The 25625-nt window shown below is 69.5% G+C and carries 25 protein-coding genes; 17 read left to right on the top strand and 8 right to left on the bottom strand.

The genetic code is table 11. The annotated features are described in order from the left end of the window. Positions 1 to 207 precede the first annotated feature (207 nt). The 10 genes from KME78_RS65415 (at position 208) to KME78_RS50400 (ending at position 9633) form a co-directional block, all read left to right on the top strand. On the top strand, positions 208 to 948 hold the full coding sequence (locus KME78_RS65415) for an SGNH hydrolase domain-containing protein (protein WP_308127433.1): 741 nt from the start codon (positions 208 to 210) through the stop codon (positions 946 to 948). Further along, complete coding sequence (locus tag KME78_RS50440) at positions 948 to 2138, top strand: acyltransferase family protein (protein ID WP_246653939.1); 1191 nt, start codon at positions 948 to 950, stop codon at positions 2136 to 2138. Before KME78_RS65415 ends, KME78_RS50440 begins: the two co-directional genes overlap by 1 nt. 35 nt (positions 2139 to 2173) lie before the next feature. Then, a complete protein-coding gene (locus tag KME78_RS50435) occupies positions 2174 to 2704 on the top strand; it encodes a GerMN domain-containing protein (RefSeq protein WP_219537147.1) in 531 nt (176 codons plus the stop codon). Continuing rightward, a complete protein-coding gene (locus KME78_RS50430; RefSeq protein WP_219537146.1) occupies positions 2701 to 3384 on the top strand; it encodes a response regulator transcription factor in 684 nt (227 codons plus the stop codon). Before KME78_RS50435 ends, KME78_RS50430 begins: the two co-directional genes overlap by 4 nt. Beyond that, positions 3381 to 4799 (top strand): ATP-binding protein, encoded by a 1419-nt coding sequence (locus tag KME78_RS65410; RefSeq protein ID WP_219537145.1) that lies wholly within the window; start codon positions 3381 to 3383, stop codon positions 4797 to 4799. Before KME78_RS50430 ends, KME78_RS65410 begins: the two co-directional genes overlap by 4 nt. Positions 4800 to 4912: 113 nt before the next feature. After that, a complete protein-coding gene (locus tag KME78_RS50420) occupies positions 4913 to 5290 on the top strand; it encodes a nuclear transport factor 2 family protein (RefSeq protein WP_219537144.1) in 378 nt (125 codons plus the stop codon). A 28-nt stretch (positions 5291 to 5318) separates the two neighbouring features. Further along, positions 5319 to 5858: a hypothetical protein gene (locus tag KME78_RS50415; protein WP_219537143.1), complete on the top strand. Its 540-nt coding sequence runs from the start codon at positions 5319 to 5321 to the stop codon at positions 5856 to 5858. Positions 5859 to 5937: 79 nt separating this feature from the next. Next, complete coding sequence (locus KME78_RS50410) at positions 5938 to 6489, top strand: RICIN domain-containing protein (protein WP_219537142.1); 552 nt, start codon at positions 5938 to 5940, stop codon at positions 6487 to 6489. 220 nt (positions 6490 to 6709) lie between these two features. After that, positions 6710 to 7666 (top strand): RCC1 domain-containing protein, encoded by a 957-nt coding sequence (locus KME78_RS50405; RefSeq protein WP_219537141.1) that lies wholly within the window; start codon positions 6710 to 6712, stop codon positions 7664 to 7666. A 137-nt stretch (positions 7667 to 7803) separates the two neighbouring features. After that, complete coding sequence (locus KME78_RS50400; RefSeq protein WP_246653934.1) at positions 7804 to 9633, top strand: ABC transporter ATP-binding protein; 1830 nt, start codon at positions 7804 to 7806, stop codon at positions 9631 to 9633. Positions 9634 to 9641: 8 nt separating this feature from the next. Here KME78_RS50400 and KME78_RS50395 read toward each other — a convergent pair whose 3' ends face one another. From KME78_RS50395 to KME78_RS50380, 4 genes are all read right to left on the bottom strand, one after another. Next, the gene (locus KME78_RS50395; protein WP_219537140.1) at positions 9642 to 10202 is read right to left on the bottom strand and encodes a DUF1062 domain-containing protein; all 561 of its coding nucleotides are present in this window, start codon (positions 10200 to 10202) and stop codon (positions 9642 to 9644) included. A 256-nt stretch (positions 10203 to 10458) separates the two neighbouring features. Further along, positions 10459 to 11667 (bottom strand): vWA domain-containing protein, encoded by a 1209-nt coding sequence (locus KME78_RS50390; protein WP_219537139.1) that lies wholly within the window; start codon positions 11665 to 11667, stop codon positions 10459 to 10461. After that, positions 11667 to 12875 carry an AAA family ATPase gene (locus tag KME78_RS50385; protein ID WP_219537138.1) on the bottom strand — a complete coding sequence of 403 codons (1209 nt, stop codon included), beginning with the start codon at positions 12873 to 12875 and terminating at the stop codon, positions 11667 to 11669. Before KME78_RS50385 ends, KME78_RS50390 begins: the two co-directional genes overlap by 1 nt. 30 nt (positions 12876 to 12905) lie before the next feature. After that, a complete protein-coding gene (locus tag KME78_RS50380) occupies positions 12906 to 14168 on the bottom strand; it encodes a hypothetical protein (protein WP_219537137.1) in 1263 nt (420 codons plus the stop codon). Positions 14169 to 14298: 130 nt separating this feature from the next. Between KME78_RS50380 and KME78_RS50375 the strand changes: the two genes are divergently transcribed. Continuing rightward, positions 14299 to 14454 carry a hypothetical protein gene (locus KME78_RS50375; protein ID WP_219537136.1) on the top strand — a complete coding sequence of 52 codons (156 nt, stop codon included), beginning with the start codon at positions 14299 to 14301 and terminating at the stop codon, positions 14452 to 14454. 54 nt (positions 14455 to 14508) lie between these two features. On the opposite strand, the gene KME78_RS50370 is transcribed toward KME78_RS50375, so the two are convergent. Together KME78_RS50370 and KME78_RS50365 are read right to left on the bottom strand one after the other, a co-directional pair. Continuing rightward, positions 14509 to 15672, bottom strand: coding sequence for a CU044_5270 family protein (locus tag KME78_RS50370; RefSeq protein WP_219537135.1), 1164 nt, complete (start codon positions 15670 to 15672; stop codon positions 14509 to 14511). Then, complete coding sequence (locus tag KME78_RS50365) at positions 15669 to 16199, bottom strand: RNA polymerase sigma factor (RefSeq protein ID WP_219537134.1); 531 nt, start codon at positions 16197 to 16199, stop codon at positions 15669 to 15671. The genes KME78_RS50370 and KME78_RS50365 overlap by 4 nt, the downstream gene beginning before the upstream one ends. 137 nt (positions 16200 to 16336) lie before the next feature. Here KME78_RS50365 and KME78_RS50360 point away from each other — a divergent pair, with 137 nt between their 5' ends. Both KME78_RS50360 and KME78_RS50355 read left to right on the top strand, forming a co-directional pair. Next, positions 16337 to 16669 (top strand): PadR family transcriptional regulator, encoded by a 333-nt coding sequence (locus tag KME78_RS50360; protein WP_246653922.1) that lies wholly within the window; start codon positions 16337 to 16339, stop codon positions 16667 to 16669. After that, positions 16666 to 17610 carry a hypothetical protein gene (locus tag KME78_RS50355; protein WP_219537133.1) on the top strand — a complete coding sequence of 315 codons (945 nt, stop codon included), beginning with the start codon at positions 16666 to 16668 and terminating at the stop codon, positions 17608 to 17610. The genes KME78_RS50360 and KME78_RS50355 overlap by 4 nt, the downstream gene beginning before the upstream one ends. An 18-nt stretch (positions 17611 to 17628) precedes the next feature. Here KME78_RS50355 and KME78_RS50350 read toward each other — a convergent pair whose 3' ends face one another. After that, positions 17629 to 18417, bottom strand: a complete 789-nt coding sequence (locus KME78_RS50350; protein ID WP_219537132.1) for a DUF2637 domain-containing protein — start codon at positions 18415 to 18417, stop codon at positions 17629 to 17631. Between the two features lie 114 nt (positions 18418 to 18531). On the opposite strand from KME78_RS50350, the gene KME78_RS50345 reads away from it, so the two are divergent. Beyond that, a complete protein-coding gene (locus KME78_RS50345; protein ID WP_219537131.1) occupies positions 18532 to 22128 on the top strand; it encodes an NACHT and WD repeat domain-containing protein in 3597 nt (1198 codons plus the stop codon). 156 nt (positions 22129 to 22284) lie between these two features. Next, a complete protein-coding gene (locus KME78_RS50340) occupies positions 22285 to 22863 on the top strand; it encodes a dihydrofolate reductase family protein (RefSeq protein WP_219537130.1) in 579 nt (192 codons plus the stop codon). Here the strand turns inward: KME78_RS50340 and KME78_RS50335 are convergent. After that, a complete protein-coding gene (locus KME78_RS50335) occupies positions 22845 to 23555 on the bottom strand; it encodes a helix-turn-helix domain-containing protein (protein WP_219537129.1) in 711 nt (236 codons plus the stop codon). The genes KME78_RS50340 and KME78_RS50335 overlap by 19 nt on opposite strands. Before the next feature lie 170 nt (positions 23556 to 23725). Between KME78_RS50335 and KME78_RS50330 the strand changes: the two genes are divergently transcribed. Together KME78_RS50330 and KME78_RS50325 are read left to right on the top strand one after the other, a co-directional pair. Further along, entirely contained in the window at positions 23726 to 24001 is a 276-nt protein-coding gene (locus KME78_RS50330; RefSeq protein WP_219537128.1) for a hypothetical protein, read from the top strand. A 25-nt stretch (positions 24002 to 24026) separates the two neighbouring features. Further along, a complete protein-coding gene (locus KME78_RS50325; protein ID WP_281429106.1) occupies positions 24027 to 25517 on the top strand; it encodes a DUF4246 domain-containing protein in 1491 nt (496 codons plus the stop codon). Positions 25518 to 25625 lie beyond the last annotated feature (108 nt).

Below are 25625 nucleotides of genomic sequence, written 5' to 3'. Positions count from 1 at the left end.
GCCTTTCCTTTCCGTTCCGGAGTGGTGCGCGAATACGCCGGCGCCGTGGCCACGGATCGCAGGTCTCTTGGGGCCACTCTTTACGTCCGCGCGCGGCAAGACCAGGTCACCAACCGGCCATTCACCGGACATCGGTGACAGCCGTTCCCCCATCGTGTGATGAAACGATGACAACGCGGCCGGCCGGTGGATTCGCCTGTTTTCCTGATGGCCATGCAACCGACGAACCTCTCCCCTATAGCCGCAGCCGTCGCGATCGCGGCCACGCTCGCGGGATGCGGCGCATCCAATGGACAGGCCGCAACCGGCGTCAGGGTGTTGTGGATGGGTGACTCCATCGCAGGCGCGCAGGCCCCGGCCCTGGAGGCGGCGCTGAAGGCCGGCGGCGTGGCGTTCAGGAACGCCACCTCCGACGGCGGCGGCAACATCGTCGCCGGTGACAACAAGGTGACGGCCATGACGGCCGCGGACACCTGGAAGACGCTGAAGGAGAACCTCGCCTCCTACCGGCCAACGGTGATCGCCTACCAGATCACCACCTACGACTGGGGCACCGCCCGCCAACAACTGGCGGCCTACCAGAAGCTCTCCCAAGCGGCCAAGGACGCCGGCGCCCGGCTCGTGCTGGTGTCCGCCCCGCCGTTCAAGATCGACGAATTCTTCAAGCCGCACGAGAACGCGATCAAGAGCGCGCCCGCGATGGCGGCCAAGGCCGCTCACGCGGTCTACCTGGATGCCGCCGAACTGTGGGGGAACGACCACGCCGCCGCCAAGGCCCAGCGTGCCAAGGACGGCATCCACTCCTGCCAGCAGGGGTCGGCGGCCTTCGCCACCTGGTTCGTCAAGCGGCTCGGCGAGCTGGGCGGCTTCACCCCGGCCGCACCCAGTGTCTGGGCCACCGGGCCGTGGACCGGCGACGAGCGCTTCGCCAAACTCGGCTGCGGCTGATGGCTCCAGCCTCTCGCCGTGCGCACATCGGCGCGCTTGACGGGCTGCGCGGGCTCGCCGTCACCGCGGTCCTGCTGTTTCACGCCGGGTACATGAGCGGCGGCTTCCTGGGCGTCGACCTGTTCTTCGTCCTGTCCGGTTTCCTGATCACCGGTCTGCTGCTGGAGGAACTCGGCAGCCGCGGACGACTCGATCTGGTGGCGTTCTGGGGGCGCAGGGCCCGCCGTCTGTTGCCCGCGCTGACCGTCATGGTCACCTCGACGCTGCTGCTGGCCTGGGCGTACGCCAGGCCGGACATGCTGAGGTCCGCCCTCCAGGACGCGCCATGGGTGGCTGCCCAGAGCGTGAACTGGCACTTCATCGGCGAGCGGATCGGATACTGGAACGCCGCCGGCACCCGCCTGTTCGCCCACCTGTGGAGCATCGGCGTCGAATGGCAGTTCTACCTGGCCTGGCCCCTGCTGGTGACGTTGGCCGGAAGGGGGCCCGGCGGGCAACGGCGGGTCGCGCTCGTCGCGGTAGCCGGCGCGCTCGTCTCGCTCCTGCTCATGATCAAGCTCGGGGCGGCCGTGGACACCACCCGCGCCTACGAGGGCACCGACACCCGGGCCTTCTCCCTGCTCCTCGGCGCGGCCGCCACCACGGCGCCCGTCCGAGACGCCGTGGCCGGCCTGTCGCGTACGGCAGTGGATGTGATCTGCGTTCCGCTGCTGTGCGGGCTGGCCGCCTCATGGCTGCTGACCAGCGGCGAAAAGGCCCCCGGCTTGTTCCAGGGCGGGATGTTCGCGCACTCCCTGGGCAGCGCCGCACTGATCGCGCTCCTGGCCAACAAGCCGGACGGTCTGGTGGGCCGGGTGATCGGCAGTGTCGTACCGCGTCGGCTGGGTGAGCTGTCCTACAGCCTGTACCTGTGGCACTGGCCGGTCTATCTGCTGCTGCCCCGGCCGGTGGCCGGGCTCGACGGCTGGGGCTGGACGATCATCGCCGCCGGGCTGTCGCTGCTGGCTGCCATAATCTCGAAGGTCGCCGTCGAGGATCCCGTACGGCTGCGCGCCCGATGGACCACCGGACGGCGCGGCTGGGCGGCGCTGACCGTCGCGGGGATGATGACGGCGGGGCTGTGGTCGGCGATACCACGGCCGGAGCCCGGCGCCGGGACGGTCGACGTGAGCAGGCTCGACCAGCTGTAGCCGGAGAGAGCACGCCGAAGTACGAGGGAGCGAACATGCCTGGGGTGCTGGGCCGCGTGGCGACCGTCCTGTTCGCGGCGGCGACGCTGACGGGCTGCGGGATCACCGACACCGACGCGCGCCCCGCCGGGCCGCCGGCCCAGGGCGGCCTGACCGAGAGCAGCAGCCGTCTGCTGCGGCTGTACTTCGTCACGCCCCAGGGCACCTGGCCGGTGTCCCGGCCGGCACCCGCCGGAGACCGGTTGCAACAGGCGATGAACGCGCTGCTGGACGGCCCCACAGCGGCCGAGCGGGCCCGGGGGCTCATCACGCAACTGCCCTCCACGACCCGACCGGTCCGGGCCAAGGTGACCGAGGGCCGGGTCGAGCTGCGTCTGCCATGGCTGATCCGCGACCTGCCGCACCTGGCGGTGAGCCAGCTCGTGTGTACGGCCGCCACGGCCCAGGCCCTCGGCGGCAACCCCGTCATCGACGTGTTCGAGCCCGGCATGGCGGGCGATCCCTGGCCGGTCAGGTGCGATGACAGCGGGTCGGCCGTCCCGACCGGACAGAAAGGCTTCTCGTGACTCGTGTGCTGCTGATAGAAGACGACCCGGCCGTACGCAGGGGCGTGAGCATCGGCCTGCGCCACAGGGGCCACGAAACCCTGCTCGTCGCGACCGGCGAGGACGGGCTTGCCGAACTCATCGCGAGCGCGCCGGACCTCGTGCTGCTGGACCTGATGCTTCCTGGCATGAGCGGTCTGGAGACATGCCGCCGCATCCGTGCCTTCAGCCAGGTGCCCATCGTGATCCTGTCCGCGCGCGACGATGACGTGGACGTCGTCGTGGGGCTGGAGGCCGGCGCCGACGACTACGTGATCAAGCCGGCCAGCAGCGAGGTCATCGAAGCCCGCATGCGCGCGGTGCTGCGCCGTACCACCCAGCCCACCACCGCCGACCAGGCCCGCACCACCCACGGCGACCTGCTCATCGACCGGGTCGCCCTGCGCGTGCTCAAACACGGCGCGCAAGTGGCGATGGCGCCGACAGAGCTGAAGCTGCTGCTGTTCCTGTCAGCCGCGCCCGAACAGACCTTCAGCCGCCAGCAACTCCTGGAACAGGTGTGGGAACACGCCTACCACGGCGACTACCGGCTGGTCGACGCGTGCGTGATGCGGCTGCGGGCCAAGATCGAGGACACCCCGCGCGACCCGCGCTACATCCAGACCGTGCGCGGCTTCGGCTACCGCTTCGGGCCCCTGTGATCCGCGGCCTGCGGGCACAGCTCGTCCTGGTGTTCCTCCTGGTCTCGGCGCTCAGCGCGCTGACCGCCACCGCGTTCACCTTCCGCCAGGGCCGTACCGCGATCGTGGACCGCGCCCAGGCCGACGCCGTGCAGGAACTGCGCTCCCACATCACCTCCCGGGCGGCCGACCTGCCCGCGGACCCCGCCGAGGCGGACCTGCGTACGCTGGCGCTGCAACTGGACCGCGCGTCAGGCACGCGCGGCTGGCGCACCGCCCTGTCGTATCGCGGCGGCCCGCTCATCACCGCCGACGCGCGGACGCCACCGCTGCCCGCGCAGTTGCGGGCCCAAGCGGCCTCGGCGACCACCGCGCTGGCCCAGCGCTTCCACCACGCCCAGACGCCCTGGCTGGCCGTGGCCCTTCCCGTCACCGCCACCGCCCGCCCGCACAGCCCCCCACCGCTCATCGTCTACGCCTCCTTCTCCCTGGCCTCCCAGGAGCAGGACGTGGACACCCTGGCGGCCGCCGCCCGCGCCGGAGCCCTGCCCGTCGCCCTGGCCTCCATCGTCCCCGCGCTGCTGGCCGCGCGCAGACTGCTGCGCCCGGTCCGGCGGCTGCGTACGGCCGCCGAGCAGATGGCGGGAGGCGGTCTGGACACCCGGGTGCGCGTCACCGGCGATGACGAACTCGCCGACCTCGGCCGTACCTTCAACACCATGGCGGCCACGCTCCAGGCCGACGCGGCCACGCTGCGGGACATGGAGGCGCGGGCGCGCCGGTTCGCCGCCGACGTCTCCCACGAGTTGCGCACGCCGCTGGCGGCCATGTCCGCCGTGACCGAAGTCCTCGACGCCGACGCCGCCGCCGGCCACCTCGCACCACTCACCGCCGAGGCGCTGCACCTGGTCTCCGACGAGACCCGCAAGCTCACCCGCCTGGTGGAGGATCTGATCGAGGTGTCCCGCTTCGACGCCGGTGCCGCCGTACTGAACCTCGACGAGGTCGACCTGGGCGAGCTCATCGCCAAGACGCTCGCCCTGCGGCACTGGCGCGACCAGGTCCGCACCGACGTTCCCCCAGGACTGCGGGCCCGCCTCGACCCGCGCCGCGTCGATGTCATCCTCGCCAACCTCGTCGGCAACGCGCTGCGGCACGGCGGCACGACGGTGCTCATCCGAGTCAGCACCGGTACCGACCAGATCACCCTCACCGTCTCCGACGACGGGCCCGGCATCCCCGCCGACCTGCTGCCCCACGTCTTCGACCGCTTCACCAAGGCCGACGCCGCCCGCCCCCGAACCGACGGCAGCGGACTTGGCCTGGCCATCGCCACCGAGAACGCGCACCTGCACGGCGGCACCCTCACCGCGGCCAACGCCCCCCACGGGGGAGCCGTTCTGACCCTTACCCTGCCTCAAGTAACCCCGTCATAGAACCAGACCGGACAGTTACCGAACAGGCAATTGACCGGACATTCACCGGACATTTCATCGAATATTTTGGACGCCTTTCCTATTCCGCAACATCACACCTATGCTCAGCTCTTATGAAGGGCACGGAGAAAGAGACGGTCTTAAGCCTTCAGCAGCAATTCGACGCAGCTGAGCTGGCCGCGGACGCCGAACGCCTGCGCGAACTACTGACCGACGACTTCCAGTCGATCGGCCCCAAGGGTTACGTACTCGACAAGGACCAATGGATCGGCCGCCACGCCCAATTCCAGTACCACGCCCTGGACACCAGCCAGATCGACGTCCGGCTGTACGGCGACACGGCGATCGTCCGCAACGTGCAGAGCAACAAGGCGACCTCACACGGCCGGGCGGTGGCGCTGCGGGTGCGGGTGTCGCAGGTCTGGGTGAAGCAGGAGGGGGCGTGGAGACTGGCCGGCATCCAGTTCAGCCCGATGGCCGATGACGCCTGACCCGGGTGCCCCGGATATCCCGAGAGCGGTGTTGCGGCACTGGCCGGTCCTGGTCGGGGTGGGGGTGGCCGCGCTCGTGATCCTCGACATGGCCGAAGGAGTCGAGCTGGCGAAGCTGCTGGCCGCCTCTGCGGTGGTGTACCTGGGGGCGGCCGCCGTGGGAAAACAGTCCGCGACCTGGCCCGTGTTCTTCGCGACCCTCGCCGTCATCTTGGCCGCGGACATCATCGACGAGGACTTCGAGGCGACCTGGGCGGTGCTGGGCCTGGGTGTGCTGCTGGGCGGCTACGGCCTCGTACGACGACTGCGCGCCGGCACGCGATCCGACCCGGCGGGGCTGCCGTCACAGTCGCTCGCCATGCTCGTTTTCGGCGCCGCGGCCACGCTCGCGCTGTTCGTCAATGCGACGGTCGGCAGTTTCCTGGTGGCGCTGGGCCTCCTCGGCCACGCCGCATGGGACGTTTACCACTACAGGACGAACAAGGTCGTGACCCGTTCGCTCGCCGAATTCTGCTTGATACTCGACACGGCTGTAGCCGCGGCGATCATCCTCCTGACAATCGGATGAAGCGACGCATGTGAACTCGTCGTGGAACGGCGATGGAACGCCTTCAGAGGAGAACCATCACCGTCCAAAAGGAGAACACGTGCGCCACCAGATCGGCTTCCAGCGCCGCGTGTTAACGGTCCTGGTCATGTTCGCCATGGCCCTCGGTTTCCCTGCCGTCGCCCAAGCGAAGTCGCTTTCCTCCACCGCTCTACGCAGCAACGCCGGTGTCTCCAAGTGCATCGGTCTGGCCAACAACGGCAGCACCGCCAACGGCACCCCACTCGTGATCTGGGACTGTCATTTCCATGCCGACCAGATCTGGCAGGGCAACAACGACCGTTCCATCCGTACTCTCGCCGGCAGTGGCAAATGTGTCGGCCTGGCCAACAACGGCAGCACCGCCAACGGGACCCCGCTCGTGATCTGGGACTGCCATCTCCACCCCGATCAGCAATGGCGGTTCGCGGCCTTGGGCGCCAACCTCTATTCGATCCGCAGCTTCGCCGCCGGCACCGCCAAGTGTGTCGGTCTGGCCAACAACGGCAGCACCGCCAACGGCACCCCCCTCGTGATCTGGGACTGCCACCTCCACCCCGACCAGCAATGGGGCCTGCCTGACGCTCCTGCGGCCTTCGGATTCGCTTCCTGACCGAGGCTCCGCTGTTCTCGGAAGCTCCCCACCCGGGGGCTTCCGAGAACAGCGGGAACCGGAACGGAAGAAGAACGGAAGATCGGTCTCCTAACATCCTCAGGCGTCGGCCATGACCAGGTAGGGGAAGCGTTGACCAAGCGCCCGTGCCTGGTGAGGGGGGCCGACGGCAAGGGTCAGACCAGCTCATGGAGGCTCCGTGCTCAGTAGACGTCAACTCATGCGTACGGTCGCGGTCGGCCTGCCGGCCGCCGCGCTGGGCGGGGCGCTTGCGCAAGCGCCCGCCGCGCAAGCGCGATCAAGGACGAGATCCATCACACAGGAGTGCGATCCAGGCAAGGGCCAGATCCTCCAATGGGGTCCGAACAGCGCCCCGGCAGTGCCGGAGGCCGGGTGGTCGGGAGTGACCGCCATCTCCACCGGGGCATGCGCGAACATGTACAACCTGATGCTCAAGAACGGACGGGTGACCACCTGGGGAAACTTCAACCTCAATGACGTCAACCAGCAAAGGCTGTCCCGAGTACCTGTCGCGGCGACCAGAGACGTCACGGCGATCGCGACGGCCGGCAGGTATGCCTTCGCGCTCAGAGACGGTGGCGTAATCGTCTGGGGCGGGACCTACGACGGCCAGTTAACCCTCCCTGAAGCGGCGAAATCCGGTGTCACCGCTATCACCGGCGCGAATGGCGGAAGCTCGTACGGCCTCTTTCTCAAGAACGGCGGCGTCATCCAATGGAATGGATACGTCCCCGTTCCTGATGAAGCGAAGGAGGGCATCGTCGCGATTTCCGCCAGGCAACATGCTCTTGCGCTGCGGGAGGACGGCCGCGTCATCACCTGGGGAGAAAACCTTCCCGCGAACCTGACGGTGCCCGCCGAAGCACAGTCCGGTGTCACCGCCATCTCCGCGGGCGGCGGTTTCACCCTCGCCCTCAAAAATGGTGCCGTGCTCGCATGGGGCAACAACGACTACGGACAACTGGAAGTCCCGTACGAGGCACAGGCCGATGTCGTCGCGATCTCCGCGGGAAACTTGGCCAGCATGGCGTTGACCGCCACCGGAAAAATCATCACGTGGGCCTCCAACTACTACGGGCAACTCGACATCCCCGCTGAGGCGCAGTGCGGGGCGAGCGCCATCTCATGCGGATACGTCTGCATGGTGGTGCTGTGACGGAGCTCTGGGACTGAGCCGTCCCAGCCGCGACTGAGGCCGGTGAGACCGATCCAGGTGGCCGGAAAACCAGTCGCCTCCACGTACCCCCTGCGGCAGCATGGTCACGGGCGGTTGCCGGGGTTCGGGAGGGGCGAATGGCTGTGCTCGGATCACTTCAGGGCACCGAAGGCGCTTCATCCGTACGAAAGTCGGCGGTCCTGCTCGCGCTGCGTCACTACTCCGGTGAGCTGGTGCGTCAGTGGCGCGTCTCGGCGCTCGCGCTGACGATGCCCGCGCTCGGCAACATCTGCCTGTTCTACCTGGCGCCGCTGGCGGTGGCCGGCATCGTGGGGCAGCTGTCCGCCGGCGGCGACGGCTCCGTCGGCGCGCTCCTGCCGTACGTGCTCGGCTTCGCCGGGTTGCTGCTGGCCGGTGAGGTGTTGTGGCGGATCGGACTGCATTTCCTGAACCGTACGGACGCCCGCGGCATCGAGCACCTCGGCGTGGTGGGCATGGACGAGTTGCTGACCAAGGACACCGCGTTCTTCCACAACAACTTCGCCGGGTCGCTGACCAAACGGGTGCTGGGGTTCGCCTCGCGGTTCGAGGACTTCGTCGACACGCTGACCTTCTCCATCATGGCCAAGGTGGTGCCGATCGCCTTCGCCTCGGTGGTGCTGTGGGCTTATCACCCGCTGCTGGTCTTCGTTCTGGTGGGCCTCATCATCGTCACGGGCTGCGTCGTCGCGCCGCTCATCCGCCGCCGCCAGGCGCTGGTCGACCAGCGTGAGGCCGCCAAGGTGCGGGTCTCCGGCCACGTCGCCGACGTCCTGGCGAACATGGACACCGTACGCGCGTTCGCCGCCGAGGACCGCGAGGCCGCCGAGCATCGCGTCAGGGTCGCCGAGCAGCGGAAACTGTCGCTGCACTCCTGGGACTACGGCAACCTGCGCGTGGACACCGTGGTCGCCCCCATTTCGATCCTCACCAGCGCCCTCGGCCTGCTGCTCGCCGTCGCGCTCCGGGGCGGTCTGGGCGTGGAGGCCGTCGTGGTGACGTTCACTTACTACTCCAACACGATCAGCGTCATGTTCGAGTTCAACCAGATATACCGGCGGCTCGAGAGCGTGCTCACCGAAGCCGCCCAGTTCACCGAGCTGCTGCTCGTGCCGTCGGGTGTGGTCGATCCGGCCGACCCGCAGCCGCTGCGCCCGGCGGACGGGAGCATCCGCTTCGACCGGGTGAAGTTCGCGCACGCCGGCGGTCCGCCCCTGTTCGACCGCCTGGACCTGGACATCTCCAGCGGCGCCAAGATCGGACTGGTCGGCCAGTCCGGCGGCGGCAAGACCACGCTCACCCGGCTGTTGCTGCGCCTCATGGACGTCGACGGTGGCCGGATCCTGATCGGCGGCCAGGACATCGCCCGCCTGCGGCAGGCCGACCTGCGCAGCCTCATCGCGTACGTGCCCCAGGAGCCGGCCATGTTCCACCGGACGGTGCGGGACAACATCGCCTTCGCCCGGCCGGGCGCCACCGAGGCGGAGATCATGCGGGCCGCGCGGGCGGCGCACGTCACGGAGTTCGTCGAGTCGCTGCCGAAGGGATTCGACACCCTGGTCGGCGAGCGTGGCGTCAAGCTCTCCGGCGGCCAGCGGCAACGGGTCGCCCTCGCCCGCGCCATCCTGCGCGACGCCCCGATCCTGCTGCTGGACGAGGCGACCAGCGCCCTGGACTCGGAGAGCGAGATCCTCGTCCAGGAAGCGCTGTGGGAGCTGATGCAGGACCGCACCGCACTCGTGGTCGCGCACCGCCTGAGCACCGTCGTCCGCATGGACCGGCTCGTCGTCCTGAACCGGGGCGAGGTCGTGGAACAGGGCACTCACGGTGAGCTGCTCGAATCCGAGGGCTCCTACGCCCGGCTCTGGCATCACCAGTCCGGCGGCTTCCTGGTGGAGGACGACACTCCGGACGCCCTCCACCGATGAAGTGACCTCTAGCAGCCGGCTGGGCGGGCAGGTTCCCCGGCCATCACGGTGAAGGTGAACCCGGCGCTCGTCGGACGGCGCAGCGGAATGTCGCACTTGATCCGGCGCAGCACCTCGTTCCTGCTGAGGCCGAGCCCCTGCGCGACGAGCCGCTCCGGGCGTACCGGCACCGGATCCTCGAAGACGACCTCCAGCTGGACCGGCCACCCCTCGTCGAGCCACGCCGACGGGGTGTCCAGCCGCCAGGCCCCCTTCCAGTCCAGGGTGAAGCGGTTGCGCCGGGCGAGCAGCGGGTCCAGCAGCCTGGACGCCACCAGCTCCGGATCGTTGGCGTGGTAACCATCGAGCTCGGCCGGATCGAAGCACCTGACCGGCGCTCGCTCGTGCACGGTGAGCTTGCTCGTCCGATCGCAGGACACGCAGCGGACCAGCAGCCACACGTCCAGCAGCTTGCCGTTGGCGTTGACGCGGAACCTGCCCTCGCCGGCGGTGGCCGACTCCGACCGGCAGTCCACGCACCGCAGCGACAGCAGCGGCAGCCTGGTCCGACGGACGACCCAGGGCAGCACAGTATGAGGTTGTGAAGACATGATCTCTCTAGACCTGACACAAGGCCGATTACGCGCGGCCTCAAACGCTGAATGACCGGGCGCACGCGGGCAGCCCGGCAGAGCCGACGTCAGAGTCGGCTTGAAAGTGAGCGGAAGGTGTCAGGTCTAAAGAGCAGGCGGGGTCACGCGGTCTTGTCCTCTGTCCTCACTACGACGGGCCGCGGGCAACCTACAGGAGCGCGGCAGGAGGACTCAAACGGTTTTTCGGCCGCGGTCAGCCGATGTCGACCACCCGTGCCCATGAAGGCGGCGTGTCCGGCACGTACTCGGGATCGTCCTCGTACGACCGCTTGAGCCGGGAGAACAGCCCCACCACCATGCGGGACGCCGGCCGTTCCCGCGGCCACGGCGTCTGCCCGTCGGTCAGCACCACGATGACGTCCGGCCGCGAACTCGCCCGCGACGCCTTGGCGATGCCCGCACGCAGGTCCGTGCCGCCGCCGCCCACCAGCGTCAACCCCTCGGCCCGGCACAGCGGTTCCGCGACCCGGGCCGCCGCGTCGCAGGACAGAACGCTGACCAGGTCGCGCCGGCCGCCCACGGCGCGGACGATCGCGGCGACCTCCAGCAACGCGCTGCCCAGTTCGGCGTCGCTGACCGACGCGGAGGTGTCGATGACCACGCTGATCCGCGGCGGCCTGCGCCGCAGGCTCGGCAGGACGACACCGGGCAGGCCGGCGGAGCGCCGCGGCGGCCTGCCGTAGGTGTAGTCCTCGCCAACGCCGGGTCCTGACACCGCCGAGCGGATGGCCGTGCCGAGCAGTTCCCGCCACGGCTGTGGCGGGTGGAAGGCCTCCTCCGCCCACCGCCGCCATCCCTTCGGCACGCTCCCCGGATGGGCGTTGATGCCCTGCGCCACCCGGAACCGGACCGCCTCCCGCTCGTGGTCGCTGAGCCCGTTCGCGCCCTCCGGCCCGAGGTCCCACTCCCGGTCGAGTCCGTCGGCGCCGCTGCCGCAGTCCAGCCAGACCAGACCCTGCGTGTGCGGCCCGAGCCGGAACTGGCGCAGATAGTCCTCCATGAGCTCGCCTTCGGGCAACCCCAGCAGCTTCGGTTGGACGGCGTCCTCGGGCCAGGCCAGCCCGTCACCGTACACGTCGTCGTTGATCTCTAGGTCGGCGGCGATGTTCATCCGCAGCCGCTCTCCCCGTCCCGTCAGCTCCCGCTCCTGGGCCACCCGGTCGCCGCGGCCGTGATGGTCGCGCAGCAGGTGGGAGAGCTCGTGCACCCACACGCTGGCCAGTTCCTCGACGGGGGTCCGCGCGACGAAGGCCGGTGAGACGTAACACCGCCAGTGCCGATCCACGGCCATCGTGGGCACGGACCGCGACTCCACCGGGTGCAGCGCGAACAGCGCCGTCGCCAGATAGGGCCGGGCCCGCGCGGCGTACAACCGGGCGGTGAAGAGCTTCTCCAGGTCCATCAGCCCGTCACCCGCGCCGCGACCTCATCCGCCTTCCTGCTCAGGGAGACCACCCCGGCGAGCCGCTCTATCGAGGCCGGGACCTGCCAGTCCGCGCGGCGCAGCGCGGCGAGCGTGGAGGCGGGCACGACCACCAGGTCCGGGGCGCCGGTCTCCAGCGCGCGCACCAGCAGCGCCCATGCCGCTTTCCACCGGTCCTTCTCCGGCCGCTTCCGCACGGCCGCGACCACACCGTCGAGTACGGCCTGGCGCAGGTCACCCCGCTGGGGCAGCTCGGCCGTCGCCGGATCGGCCAGCAGCGCCTCGGGGTCGGGGAGGTCCATCCGATCCATGGCGGCGAGCAGTTCCAGCCCAGGCCCGTCTCCCACCGTGCCCCTGACCAGCATGGACAGCACGTCCTTGGACGCGTCCGCCGCGGTGGCGAAAGCGGTCAGGCACAACGCCATCTCCCAGCTGCGAGGTGATGGCCACGGGCCACCTCGGTGCGCCTCGTTGTTCGGCAACCGGTGCACGAGATCGGGGCGGGCGGTGAGCAGCCCGCACACCGCTCGCCGGGCGAACACCACCGCCTCGGACAACCGCTCCGGGTGGAGCCACGGCAGGCTCGCACGCGGCCAGGTCCCGCCGAGACCGCGTACGACGACGTCGTGATCGTGACGCCATTGCAGGTGGACGAACCGGTTCGCGAGCGGCGGGCTCAGCTCCCAGCCGTCAGCGGCGGAGGAACGCGGGTTGGCGGCCGCCACGATCCGGACACCAGCCGGGAGCCGCAGGGCCCCGACCCGCCGTTCCAGAACCAGACGGAGCAGGGCGGCCTGTACGGCGGGCGGTGCCGTGGACAGCTCGTCCAGGAAGAGCAGTCCCCGGCCCGCACGAGCCAGACTTACCGCCCAATCCGGCGGCGCCATCGGGACGCCCTGCACGGCGGGATCGTCACCGACCACCGGCAGGCCGGAGAAGTCGGACGGCTCGTGCACGCTGGCGATCACCGTCGTGAGCGGCAGGTCGAGCGCCTCGGCGAGTTGGTGCAGCGCCGCGGTCTTGCCGATCCCCGGCTCCCCCCACAGCAGGACGGGCAGATCGGCCGCCACGGCCAGGGTCAGGGCCTCCAGCTGTGTGTCGGTACGTGGCTCCGTGGTGGTGTCGCGGAGCAGGGACAGCAGGTCGCCGGCGACTTCGAGGCGCGCGGCATGAACAGACGAAAGCATGATGAATCACCTTTGAGGGTTGGGAAAGCGTCAGCTGGATGTGGCGTGGCGCGGGCGTGCCCGGCCCTTGCGGGAAGGTCGCTCGGCCGGTCCCGGCCCTGACCCGAGCCCGGCACGGAACAGCCCGTGGTCGATCCGCCGCCGCGCCGCCTTCTCCAGCACGTCGGACAGCGGGCCGTCGGGCAGCCGCGTACCAGGTCCGAGGAGACCGTCGACGGTGGCCTGAGCACCGGCGGCGTCGCCGTGCTCCAGCCGCGCGCGGACGTCGAGGAGGCACTCCGGGGAGCGGTGGGTCTCCTCGATCAGCCGCAAACAGGGCAGCAGGGTGCCGGTCAACTCGGCCAGCAGTTTCTCGCGCCGGATCTCGGTCGCGTCGTGATCCAGGGCGACCAGCACGCCGTTCACGAGCCCGATCCGGTGCTGGGCGCCGCGGCACTCGACCGTTCGCGGCCCGTTCTCGCTCTGATGGCCAGGTGGCCTGGCGTCCGGCGAACGGCCGGGTACGAGCGCCGCGGCGACGAGCGGGTGCAGCCGGTCGGCCTCGATCAGCCCGGCACGCAGCAACGCCAGGTCGGGCAGCACCCAGGTCGCCGCATCAGGCAAGACGCGCTCCGGGACGGTGTCGCTGACCCGGGACGCGTCCACATCCAGGATCACCTGACGCCGCCCGCCGACCCGGACGGCGACCGTACCCCCGTCCTGCCCCTCGGCATCGAGCAGCAACCGGGCCTCGGCCGGCCATCGATCGACGGCCCAGCCCCGTGCGTGCGGCGCCGTTTCGGCACGTGCACGCAGCTCACCGGCCTTGCGCGCATCCCACAAGTGGCGATGCAGGTCCAGGCGGAAGCGTCGATTCGGATGAGGGTGCGGATACGGATTCGGTCCGGACCGGGAACCGTCCCAGAGCGCCAAGCTGATCCGCTGACCGGCATCCGCCCAGGCCGGCGGGGTCCTGACCACGAGGTGAACCTCGTGGTACCGAGCCAGCGAGAAGGTCAGGCCCGGACGTATCAGGCCATTGGGGGCGATCCTCGGCATGTGCCAGCGCAGCAGGTCAGGTGCCAGGTGGCGGAGGTCGGTCCGGAGGTGGGTGGCCAGTTCCCGGCCGTGGAGGCGCGCTATGTGGCGCAGGTTGAGATCGACGTCCACGTGTGCCGCCGCGCACGCCGCTGCCCAGTCTCCGGAGGTACGGCGGGCGGTCGCTGACTCGATCATGGAGGGCGGCACGGCGAATTCACGTACGCGCAGCCAGAGAGTTAGGCGGGAATCCTCGTTCGAGGTCGAGTGCGTCATCAGCACTCACCTTGCGTGAACGGGGCCCCCAATCTGATGCAGGAGGTATTCATCGTGATCAGCGTAGCGGCTTCCGGTCCGCGCGAAAAGAGCGGCGCCGCCCCGACGGAAGCGGTCAGGGCGGCGGCGCGTGGCCGCCGACGGCACGGACTATCTGTTCAACCTCACGCGGGACTCCCGCGAGCAGGCCGACCTCGCCGCCGACCGGCCGGGACTGCTCGCGGAGCTGAAAGCGGCCTGGGAGAAGACCGACACGAGCCTGCTGCCCTACCCAACTGCCGACTGACCGGCCGAGCAGTTCGGCGACGAAGGCCGGCAACGCCGTGGCAGGCCGCGGCTCTCAGCCGACGCACTCCATCCGGTCGGTCTGAACGGCGCCAGAGCACCCCTCGGGAAGCCGGGCGGGGGTGTTGGTCCAGGCGGCTCGCTGGTAGACGAGTGCGTCGTAGACGGTTCCCGCGGGCAGGCCCGCGGCCCCTTCGCTGCCCGCCGGGTCCCGCGACCAGGGCTTCACGACGACGCTCTGCAACGCGAGCAGCCGGCCGCTGGATTCCTCCACGATGAGTTGCTGCTCGCTCTGTCCGTCCCCCACAGCCTGGGTCCATCCGATGCCGATCCCAAGGCGTCCCTCGGCGTCGGCGATCTGGCCGAGGGCGCGGGTGCCCGGCAGGTTCGCCACCATCCGGTAGAGGGCCCCGCGGGTGCCCGCTGAGATCGGGGCGTGCTGGAGCAGGTCCAGGGAGATGCCGCGGAGCCAGGAGTCCTTCGTGGGCAGCGAGCTCCCCGGGGGCGGTGACGGCCAGTCCTTCATGGACTCGCTGTAGGCGGGCCAGAACGCCAGCAGGCGTTCGCGCAGCGCGTCCGGTTCCTGAGGCAGATCGAGCAGCTCAGCGGCGGGAAGTGTGAGCCCTTGATCTCCGTAGGGCCAGGTGCCGGGCATGAACATGAACCTCGTGCGTCCGAGCGGAGCCGTGTCGTTCTTGCAGTCGGTGTCGTTGCCGCACAGCTTGGGCTTCCCTGCTCGCCGCCACGCCTGCTCCTCTTGTCCGGACGCCGGCACGGTGGGCAGGCCGCGTTCGGTGAACACGGTCCGCGTCGCCGGGTCGCGCGGGACCCAGCGGCCGGTCTGGACCCGGGTCTTGATCCGGTACCGGTTGTCCGGTGCACCGATGACCTCCTCACCCAGGATCAGGCCCTCGGTGTGCCAGAACCGCCCGGGCGTCTGCCGCTGCGCGGCCGCGTTCCGGGCCGCCGTGTCCAGCGCGTTCCCGGCGGAATGGGTAGCCATGTGCCCCGTGGATACACCGGGATCGAGCAGGCGGGGGAGGGCCAGCGCCCCGATCACGGAGGCCGTGGCCAGCGACGCGGCGACCGCCCCGACCCACCGAGCGCGGCCCCGTCGCACCGGCGTGGGCAGCTCCTCCATCGTCTGGGGCGACCCCGGCAGGTCGAGGTCGGCGGGCCGGGCCGCCGCCAGCAGATCGAGCGCGTTCTTCCGCTTCACTTCTCCTCCTCCGGGATGAATGCGGGCCGGGGGCCGGCCGCCGTCACGTTGTTCATGGCGGCCTCCAGCCGCCGACGGGCCCGATGCAACCGGACGAAGAACGCCGATCGCGAACTTCCCACCACCTCGGCCGCCTGCGCCGAGGTCAGCCCGTGCCAGGCGACCAAGGTCAGCACCTCTTTGTCCGCGTCGCTCAACGTGGACAGGGCTTTCATCGCGGTGGCCCGCTCGGCCACCTGGTCGGCCACGTCTCCCTCCAGTTCCTCGGTCCAGACGCGCAGCGCCTCGTCCAGCGCCGCCCGCCGGAGCTCGTCGCGATAGAGCTCGCGGATCACGTTGTGCGCCACACCCAGCAGCCAGGGCAAAGGCGCCTTGGCCGGGATGACGTCCCGCCGTCGCCACACGACCACGAACGTCTCGCTGACCACCTCCTCGGCCAGCCGGCGACCACATCTGCTCACCGCGTACGCGTACACCCGGGGGCGGTACGCATCGAACAGAGCGGCGAACTCCTCGTCATTCAGCACACAGGCTCCTTCTTTGGCCCTTACATCAGGTAATGGCCAAAGGCGGGTCAGTCTTACAGTCGATCGAGACGATCACGCTGGCCGAGAAGATAGCCGGTTCTTCTGGCATAGGTAGACGATCAGTATATATTGATCACATGAGGCAGATGCAGGAACCCAGCTTCCTGATCCTGACCGCGCTAGCTGCCGGTCCACAGCATGGGTACGGCGTCATCACCGACGTAGCACGTATCTCCGACGGCCAGGTCCGCCTACGCGCCGGCACCCTGTACGCCGCTTTCGACCGCCTCCAGGCGGAAGGGCTCATCGCCGAGGACCGGGAGGAGATCGTGGACGGCAGGATCCGGCGCTACTACCGGCTGACCGGCGACGGCACGGCCAGGCTGGCGGCGGAGGCCGAGCGGATGAGCCGGCACGCGCGAGCGGCCACCGCGCGCCTGCGTGCCGCCGGCTCGGGAGGCATGGCATGAGCCCGCTCGAAGCCCGCTACCGCCGCCTCCTGGCCTGCTACCCGCGCGACCACCGGGCACGGCACGAGGAAGAGATGATCAGCGTGTTACTGGCCGGGGCACAGCCCGGCCAGACCCGTCCATACCCGGCAGACGCGGCCGACCTGCTGTGGGGCGCGCTACGCGTACACGGCCGGCGGACCTTCGGCCCGGTCTCCGCACCCGCTTGGCGTGACGGGCTGGCCCTCGCCGTCGCGCTGTGGCCGTTCCTGATGCTGACCGGCGCGCTGGCGCTCCGTCTGCTGCAGGCCGCCGAGACCTTGAACAACGGCTACGGCACCGCTTGGGAGCGACTGACCTGGACGCTGCTCCCGACCGAGCCTGTCGTCGTCGCGGCCTTGCCTGTGCTGGCCCTGCTGCTCCGCCGCCGGTGGATCGCCGTGCTCGGCACGGTCGCGTTCGTGCTGTTCCAGGCCGGCCACCCGCGCCTGCTGGATCTGGACACGCTGCTGTTCCCGAATCACGGCCCCGTCCTGCTGGCCGAGGTGACCGCGATCATCATCGCTTTCGCCCCCTCGGCGCACCGTGCGATCACGCTCATCCCCTGGCGTGCCTTCCTGCTGTGGGGTCCGCTCGCGCTGATAGGACTGACCGCCAGCAAGGCCATAGTGCGCTGGGTGGATGTGATCGCCTACCACGACATCGTGATCTGGAAGCCAGTGCCATGGCTCGTCGTGGTGGCGCTGGCGGCCGGGTACGCGTGCCGATCCGCCGTGGGGCGACGAGCCGCGCTGCTGCTGTTCCTGCCCGCGGCGGCCCTCGGCGACCTCGGAGACCTGCCTTTCGTGCCCACCCCCACAGCCCTCGCCCAGATCGGCTGCGCGGCCCTGGCCTTCGCGCTCGGCTGGGGCGCCACCTTCGTCATCAACCCCTCCATCCCGCCTGCCTTCGACCTGAAGTAGCGCTCGAGCCGACCAGCGCTATGCAGAACGGTTGTGGCCATTGAGTGCTTCGCGGCGGTATTTGCGCCCGGTGGACTCGTGCACCCCGAGCGCTCGGGCGAGCGCGGTCCCGGTCATCTTCGGATCCTGAGCGAGCAGGGCCGCCACCTGGGCTCGCCGGTCGCTGTCCTCCCGAGCCTCGCCCGTCTCTTGGCCTGCCTCTGTAACCGCCGGTTCGGGCTCGGCGGACGCCGACCGGCGCTCACCGGTTTCCCGCGTCAGCTCACCTTGGACGACCGGCGGCGTGGCGTGCACCGCCGGCTCCTGCTGCACTTGGTCTGAGGCGAGGCTCGGGTCCGCGGGCTCGGCGAGCGCTCGCTCCGGCTGCCCTGAGTCGTGCGCGCGATCGGCGATCTCGCGACCCGACCGGACCACCCACATGATCAACTCGTAGGAGATCACCAACGCGATCGCCGGCCACGCGGCCAGCGCCGCGGCCACGGGTCCCCGCTCGACCCCATGCAAGATGTTCGCCGCCAGCGTCGCGGCGACTCCCAGCGCCAGCGCCCAGCGGGCCAGTGCCGGCACAGCCAGGCGGTAGCGGGCACACCACAGCAGCACCATCGAGGAGGCGTAGATCATTCCGTCGACCGTCGCCGGGACCAGATGCGCCGACAAGTCGTCCTCGGCGCCGTACCTCTCGATCACCGCCACCGCATGCCAGTACGACACCCACGCGGCCACCGCCGCGACCGCCAGCACCACAATCGTCATCGACGCACGGATCAGCCGATCCCCACCCCGAGGCACCTGCTTGACCTCATTCACTCCAGAAATGGTGCCATGCCCAATGTCTCACTTTGTTCCCATCAGTCACTTCTGTCGTAGGCGGGAGTCGATTGCGTTTGATCAGCTTCGCGGCAATTGACCAGAATGACAGCCATGGGTCAGGGAGACGGCCGCCGACGGCCGCACGCACAGGCGCCGATGGGCCTCCCGCTCAGTGTCCCGCCATCTCCGTCCGACGCGTGCCCGTACCAAGGCCTCGCACCGTTCGACACGGACAGAACCGAGCTCTTCTTCGGGCGGGCGCGGGCGACGCGCAACCTTCTTGATCGCCTGGGGCGGCGTCTGGCCGAGCAGGGGGACGTTCTGCTGGTATCGGGCGCCTCGGGGGTGGGCAAGTCGTCGCTGCTGCGGGCGGGGCTGCTGCCGGCGCTGGCGGAGGGGAGGCTGCCGGTCGCCGGATCGAAGCACTGGCCGTGTCTGCTCATCACACCGACCGCGACGCCCCTTCGAGCACTTGCCGAAGCATGGACGCAGACGTTCGGCGGCTCTGTCGAGACGGTGTACGAGCGGCTGCGGGACGATCCGCGGGCGGCGATGTCGCGGGAGCTGCCGTCGGACGGGCGTCTTGTCCTGGTCGTCGATCAGTTCGAGGATCTGTTCACGCTGGTGTCCGAGGAGCAGGAGCGTCAGGCGTTCGTGAACGTGCTGCACGCCTTGACCGCCGGGCCACGGGGCGCCGGTGTGATTCTCGGTGTACGTGCGGATTACTGGGATCGGTGTGCGGCCTATCCGCAGTTCGCCGGGGCCATCCAGGATGGTCAGGTGATCGTCGAGCCGATGACGGAGTCGGATCTGCGGCTGGCCATCACCGGCCCCGCCGCCGCGGTCGGCCTGGAGATCGAGCCCGGTCTGGTGGAGACCATCCTGGGCGAGCTGCTCACCGACCGGGCCGATCGCTACGAGGTCGCGGCCCTGCCCCTTCTGTCGCAGGCTCTGCTCAACACCTGGGAGCGACGTGAGAGGGGCCGATTAACCGTCCGGGGTTACGAGCAGTCCGGCCGGGTCCGCGACTCCGTACAGCGCACAGCCGATGAGGCTCTCGGACGGTTGTCAGCGGAGGATCGTAAGGCAGCGCTGAGGGTGTTTCGGCGGATGACGTTGATCACCGCGGGTGGGCTGCTGGCGCGGCGGCGAGTGAGCCTGGCCGAGGTTCACGCGGCGGCGTCGGCGCAATCGGCGCAGCGGCGGGGTCAGGTGGAGGCGTTGGTGTCGGCGTTCGCCGATCGGCGGCTGCTCACCCTGTACGAGGACAGCGTTGAGATCGCCCACGACGCGCTGCTGACCGCGTGGCCGACGCTGCGCCAATGGCTCGAACCCGACATGGCCGCACAAGCGGTATACGACCAGCTCGTCGAGGATGCCGCGCAGTGGGTCGAGCACCACCGCGACCAAGCCTTCCTGTACCGGGGCGCCCGGCTGCTGGCGGTCGAGGACAGCAGGCCGCGCTGGGACCGCGATGCCGACAGCTTCCCGCCGCCGGGTCCCACCGTGGCGGGCTTCCTCGCGGTGTCCACGCGGGAGGCGCGGCGGGCGAGCCGCCGTCGCCGCCTGGTCACGGCCGGCCTCGCGGTGCTGTCGGTGCTCGCCCTCATCGGGGCCGGCGCCGCCGTCAACGCGGCGAACGAAGCCGATGAGAAACGCAGACTGGCGAGCTCCCGGCAGCTGTCGGCGCAGAGCCAGGTCTCCGGCAACAGCTCCCTGGCCTCGATGCTGGCCGTGGCGGCCTGGCGGATCGCGCCCACCGACGAGGCCCGCAACCGCGTGCTGTCCGCGGCGACCCGCACCGGCCGGGGGAACGTCAGCGGGGACAAGAAAAGCCTCGACGCGGTGGTGTTCAGCCCTGATGGCTCGATCATCGCGACGGGAAGCGACGACGGCACGGCGCGGCTGTGGGACACGGCGTCGCGGCACCAGCTCGGCGCCCCGATCACCCGTCCGCAGTACGAGTGCTCCACCGTGAACCTGGCTTTCAGCCCCGACGGCCGTACGCTGGCCACGGCGTGCTCCGACACCGTCCGGTTCTACGACGTGACCACCCATCGCGAGGTGAGTGCGCCCCTGAAGCACACGGCGGTCGTGTCGGCGTTCGCGTACAGCCCGGACGGGAAGACCATCGCGACGGGAGACCTCAAAGGCGTCGTGCGGCAGTGGGACGCGACCACGCACCTTCCGCGCGGCGCTCCCATGGGCCGCCCGGACGATGGACCGGATCCGCAGAGCAGTATCTACGCGGTGACGTACACCCGGGACGGGAAGACCCTGGCCACCGCCGGCAAGGACAAGACCGCGCGGCTCTGGGACGCCGCCACGTCCCGCCAGATCGGCGCCCCCTTCACCGGACACACCGAACCCGTCGGCGATGTCGCCATCAGCCCGGACGGCACCACCCTCGCGACAGTGAGCGGGGACCGTACCGGCCGCCTCTGGGACGTGGCCACGCACAAGCAGAAGGGCAGGCTCATCGACCGCCGTGCCGGCTACGAGTCGATCGCCTTCAGCCCCGACGGCACCCGCATCCTCACCGGCGGAGACAGCGGTCGCACCGTCCTGTGGGACACGATCAGCCGGCGACAGCTCACCTTGCTCGCCGACAGTGTCGGCAGCGTCGCGAGCGTGGCGTTCAGCCCGGACGGCAAACTGATCGCCGCCGCCTGCCAGGACGGCGTGGCACGGCTGGCCGACCCACAGACCCACCTGCAGGTCGGGACCTCCATGCCCGCGCTGGGGGCCGTCGCGCTGAGCTCTGACGGACGGATCCTGGCCGCCGGTGCGCCCGACTACGAGGACCCCTCGATCCGGCTATGGGACGTGGCCACCCAGCGCCCCCTCGGACCCCCGCTGAGATCCAAGACCGCTCGCCGTGGGGTGGATCGGCTCGCCTTCGCCCCGGACGGGCGGACGCTCCTGTCGGAAGGCCTTGACGGCCTGCGGTTCTGGGACGTCGCGAGCCGCCGCGAGATCGCCCATGAAATGAAGCTGCGGAACGCCGCCATCAGCGCTGACGGCAGGCTCCTCGCCGCCGCGCAGGACAAGTCCATCGTGTTCTGGGACATGGCGCGCCGTCAGGAGATCGGGCCACGCATCACCGTCCCTGGCCACACCGACGTCATCACGGCGTTGGCGCTCAGCCCCGACGGCAGGACCGTGGCGACCTCGGGTTCCGACAACCGGGTACGCCTCTTCGACGTGGCCACCCGCCGCGAGATCCCGGGCCCGTCCGACACGTCCCCGCTCGGGTTGGTCACCGTCCTGGCGTTCAGCCCCAACGGGCAGCGGCTGGCCTTCACAGCCGCCAACGACAACATCAAGTTGTGGGACGTACCGGGCCGCCGCGCGGTCGGCGTCGCCCTGATCCCGGGCAGTGGGACGGATGCGCTCGCGTTCGGCCCGGACGGCCAGACCCTCGTCACCGGCCACAGCTACGGCGAAGTGCAACTGTGGGACCTGCGGACCTACCGCCCGCTCGGCTCCCCGATGACCGGTCACACCGAGTACATCGGCGCGCTCGCCTACAGCCGCGACGGGACGCTCGTCGCCTCGGTGGCGGGCGACAAGACCGCGCGGCTGTGGAACGTCCGCACGCCGCCCGACCCGGTGGCCGCAGCGTGCGCCAACGCCGGCCGCTCCCTCACCCGTGTCGAGTGGGAGAATGTGGTGCCGCAGGAGGAGTACCGCGAGATATGCCCGTGACCCTGCTGATCCCTCAGGCTGGTCCATGAGCCGAACTGGTCGCGGCGGTGTTCAGATACGCGTTTTGGACCCGCTGTCGTTTCCGTTCAAGACAGCTGCCGCGGCCGTGATCTAACTTGGACCCGGCAGCTCGTCCGAGCATGAGGAGACGGCACAGTGCGTAACTTGGTCTACACCGGTTTCATGTCGCTCGACGGCATCGTGGACTCGCCTGGCGGCGGGCCGGGGGAAGAACACCGCAGCGGCGGGTGGGTGGTCAAGGACCTCGAGTTCGTCCCCGAAGCCTGGTCGCTCAAGGGTGAGGAGCTCACCGACACGACGGCGCTGATGTTCGGCCGTCGCAGTTACGAGGCGTTCGCGGCGAGCTGGCCCGGCTCGGAGGACCACGCCGACTACAAGGAACTGCCCAAGTATGTGGTGTCGACCACGCTGTCCGACGACGCCATCGTCGACGGATGGGGGCCGACCACGATCCTGCGCTCGACCGAGGACGTCGCGGCGCTCAAGGAGGGTGAGGGCGGTGCGATCTTCATCCACGGGAGCGCGGAGCTGGCCCGGCGGCTGTCGGACGCGGGGCTGATCGACCAGTACAACCTGCTTGTCTTTCCCGTGCTGCTCGGTGCCGGGAAGAGCCTGTTCGGCCGGGCCGACCGGGACAAGCACATGCTGACCCTGCGGGAATCGGAGAGCTACTCGAACGGGATCCTGAAGCTGGTCTACGACGTCAGGCGCTGATCCAGGTCGAGGGCGATCGCGCCGCCGGCGCCCTCGCGCAGCTGCCCAACGGTGCGTCCGACGTAGGAGCGCAAGGCGCGGGCCAGGTGCGGCTCGTCGCAGTAGCCGAGCTTGGCGACGACGTCGGTGGCCGGGTCGCCGGCAGCCAGCAGCTGCGCCGCCCTGCGGGCGCGCTCGATCTGCCGGACGGTGCCCTGCGTCAGTCCGGTCGCGGCGCGGAACCGGCGTTCGACCGTACGCCCCGAGACGGATGGGCGGTGACCCCGCAGTACCTCGACGCAGAGCAGGTCACGGACCACGATCCCGGCCCGGACGAGACGTTCGACCAGAGCCTCGGCGTCGTCGGGGCCGGGCGTCTCCCAGCGCGTGCCGTCCAGCCGGAACGTCCGGCGCGTGGTGCCGGGCAGCCCGATGCCGCCGTCGACCAGCGCCGGCGTGGGCACGGCCCGCAACGAGGTGCCCACAGCGAACTCGATGCCGGTAAAGGTCGCGCCCTCCGGCACCGGCGCCGTGCCGGTCCGGGTCTCGGGACCGGTGATGCCCGTGTACGCCCGGCCGGCGTGTTCCCAGAACACCAGGCCCCAACGCACCCCTGCGACGGACGTCATCGCAGTGACCTGCTCACTCGTGCATGTCCACACGGTGTCGACCCACGTCGAGTCCGACTCGCGCGTCTTGAACCGCAGTCCCACAGGCGAAGGATACGTCGCTTCGCGTTCTCGGTGGCTTGCCCGGCTATGCGGCTTTGCGCTACGGCGAGACGGCACCCGCGCACCTTGCCTATGGCTCAGGCGTAAGCATTCATCAGGGCTCAAGATCGGGCCCGGCCTGAGCGTCGCGCTGCTCGTGGGATGATCTTTCGGTGCAGGCTGGGGATGGGTGTCCGTCGTATGACGAGCCTGCCGCCCTGGTCGTGGAGCAGACGCGGGTCATCGCTGCGTTACGGGCCGACTCGCTGCCCCCGTATGACGGCTACCCCGATGCCCGCCATCAGTTGTGCGAGGCGCACCTGGCCCGCGAGGTGATTCCACGTGCCCCGGGCCGCAACCTGCTGGAGCGCGGCCTGAACGCCCTGGACGCGATCCGCCGAGCCTTCACCGGCCACCTCTGGACGCCCCCGATCGCCCTGCCCGACTGACCAGCCAGCATCACTGAGCTGATGAATGCTTACGCATCAACTGGGAGGACCGAGAGAATTGACTGACCTGTCTGCTTTCCCACTGCCCTTTCTTGCCGCCCGCACAATATCGTTCGCGAAGCCCCGAACATTGCGGGAACTCCAGATGATGCAGTGCAGCGCCCACATTCGGGCGAAGCCAGCGTGGTTCGTCAAGATGAACGACGCCGGAATCATCGCCAAGTGGACGCGAGAAGCGGCTGCAGAGGGCCTGACCGAAGCGCAGATTCGTTATGTGCTTGCCGAACTCGCGTACTACGCCGAGCTGCGGGACGAGCGAACCGGCATCGAGGTGTCCGCCGTCGATGGGGTGTGGCAGTCGGACACACTGGTCGACGACGAGCTCAGGTCCCGGCTGCGCGAGGCGGTTCGGGTCTTGGAACAGGTCCCCGAAGCGGAACAGGATTGGCATCCGGGATCCGATGGACAGGTACTGGATCTGGTTCATCCCTCACTGTTCTGCCTGGTACGTCAGGTGAGCGGCGCACCCGAGCGGGTATGGCAGATCCCGGCAGCCGGCAGTTCGCGGTACGAATTCTCGGAGAAATTCCAGTGGCTGCCCACGGATGTCGAGGTCGGCGACGACGGCGATGTCGTCTTCCGGTCGTACGTCAACAATGTCCACCCCGTGGCTCATCGCGAACTCGCCTCCGTCCTGCCGGTCCTGTTCGCGCGCCTGCGCCCGCTGCTGGAGAACGTGCTCACCGATCTGCGCCATCCGCGGCCCCTGCGGATCGAGGCCGATCCTTACACGTGGTACGACCAGGCCCCGGACGAGCCGGCCGAACCCTCCGACGACGACGCCTACGATGCAGGCGGACCGATCGTCCCGGACGCCCCGGTCTTCATCTCGCCCGCGTTGCCCGATGACTCCGCTCGAGTCGACCTGCGCGGCCGTCGTCTCCAGGTCATCGTCAAGCTCGCCACTATTCACCTCACCCCGGACAAGCCCGAGTACCCCGGCGGTTCCTGGCATGTCGAGGGGATGATGAACGAGCGGATCGTCTCGACCGGCATTTACTACTGGGACAGCGAGAACATCACAGAAAGTCGGCTGAGTTTCCGCGCGGCGGTCGACGACCCGGACTACGAACAGAATGATGACATCGGCGTGAGTGAGGTCTATGGCCTGAACAACGAAGACCCACTGAATCAGGTGCTGGGATCGGCATCGACCCCAGCGGGCCGCTGCCTGGCGTTCCCGAACATCCTGCAACACCGCGTCGGCTCGTTTCGCCTCACGGACCCCACCCGGCCGGGATACCGCAAAATCCTGGCGTTCTTCCTGGTCGACCCTTCGATAACGATCGTGTCGACAGCTGATGTCCCGCCGCAACAGCCATGGTCCGCCACATCGACCATGACGCTGGAGCAGGCCAAGAGCTACCGCGAACAACTCATGCAGGAACGCAAATTCTTCGTCGACGAACACAACGAGCAGCTCTACGAGCGAGAGTTCTCCCTGTGCGAGCACTGAACCATCGCCATCGCTCCTCCCTGTCGCCAGCTCCGGCCGCCACGATCGCGCCGAGCACGGATGCTCCGCCCATGACAAAGAGCCGGGCCCAGAACCGCTCACGTATCG

The organism is Nonomuraea guangzhouensis (assembly GCF_019396345.1).
In the GTDB taxonomy this organism is placed as follows: domain Bacteria; phylum Actinomycetota; class Actinomycetes; order Streptosporangiales; family Streptosporangiaceae; genus Nonomuraea; species Nonomuraea guangzhouensis.
The sequence above is the reverse complement of the archived record's forward strand: the minus strand, read 5'-3'. Positions and strand labels throughout refer to the sequence as shown.

What these genes read in the sequence shown, in the direction of transcription:
- KME78_RS65415 (WP_308127433.1), top strand. Translation starts at nt 208, where the DNA reads ATGGCCATGCAACCGACGAACCTCTCCCCTATAGCCGCAGCCGTCGCG.
- KME78_RS50440 (WP_246653939.1), top strand. Translation starts at nt 948, where the DNA reads ATGGCTCCAGCCTCTCGCCGTGCGCACATCGGCGCGCTTGACGGGCTG.
- KME78_RS50435 (WP_219537147.1), top strand. Translation starts at nt 2,174, where the DNA reads ATGCCTGGGGTGCTGGGCCGCGTGGCGACCGTCCTGTTCGCGGCGGCG.
- KME78_RS50420 (WP_219537144.1), top strand. Translation starts at nt 4,913, where the DNA reads ATGAAGGGCACGGAGAAAGAGACGGTCTTAAGCCTTCAGCAGCAATTC.
- KME78_RS50405 (WP_219537141.1), top strand. Translation starts at nt 6,710, where the DNA reads ATGCGTACGGTCGCGGTCGGCCTGCCGGCCGCCGCGCTGGGCGGGGCG.
- KME78_RS50400 (WP_246653934.1), top strand. Translation starts at nt 7,804, where the DNA reads ATGGCTGTGCTCGGATCACTTCAGGGCACCGAAGGCGCTTCATCCGTA.
- KME78_RS50390 (WP_219537139.1), bottom strand. Translation starts at nt 11,667, where the DNA reads ATGGACCTGGAGAAGCTCTTCACCGCCCGGTTGTACGCCGCGCGGGCC.
- KME78_RS50385 (WP_219537138.1), bottom strand. Translation starts at nt 12,875, where the DNA reads ATGCTTTCGTCTGTTCATGCCGCGCGCCTCGAAGTCGCCGGCGACCTG.
- KME78_RS50380 (WP_219537137.1), bottom strand. Translation starts at nt 14,168, where the DNA reads ATGACGCACTCGACCTCGAACGAGGATTCCCGCCTAACTCTCTGGCTG.
- KME78_RS50360 (WP_246653922.1), top strand. Translation starts at nt 16,337, where the DNA reads ATGAGGCAGATGCAGGAACCCAGCTTCCTGATCCTGACCGCGCTAGCT.
- KME78_RS50355 (WP_219537133.1), top strand. Translation starts at nt 16,666, where the DNA reads ATGAGCCCGCTCGAAGCCCGCTACCGCCGCCTCCTGGCCTGCTACCCG.
- KME78_RS50345 (WP_219537131.1), top strand. Translation starts at nt 18,532, where the DNA reads ATGGGTCAGGGAGACGGCCGCCGACGGCCGCACGCACAGGCGCCGATG.
- KME78_RS50325 (WP_281429106.1), top strand. Translation starts at nt 24,027, where the DNA reads ATGCTTACGCATCAACTGGGAGGACCGAGAGAATTGACTGACCTGTCT.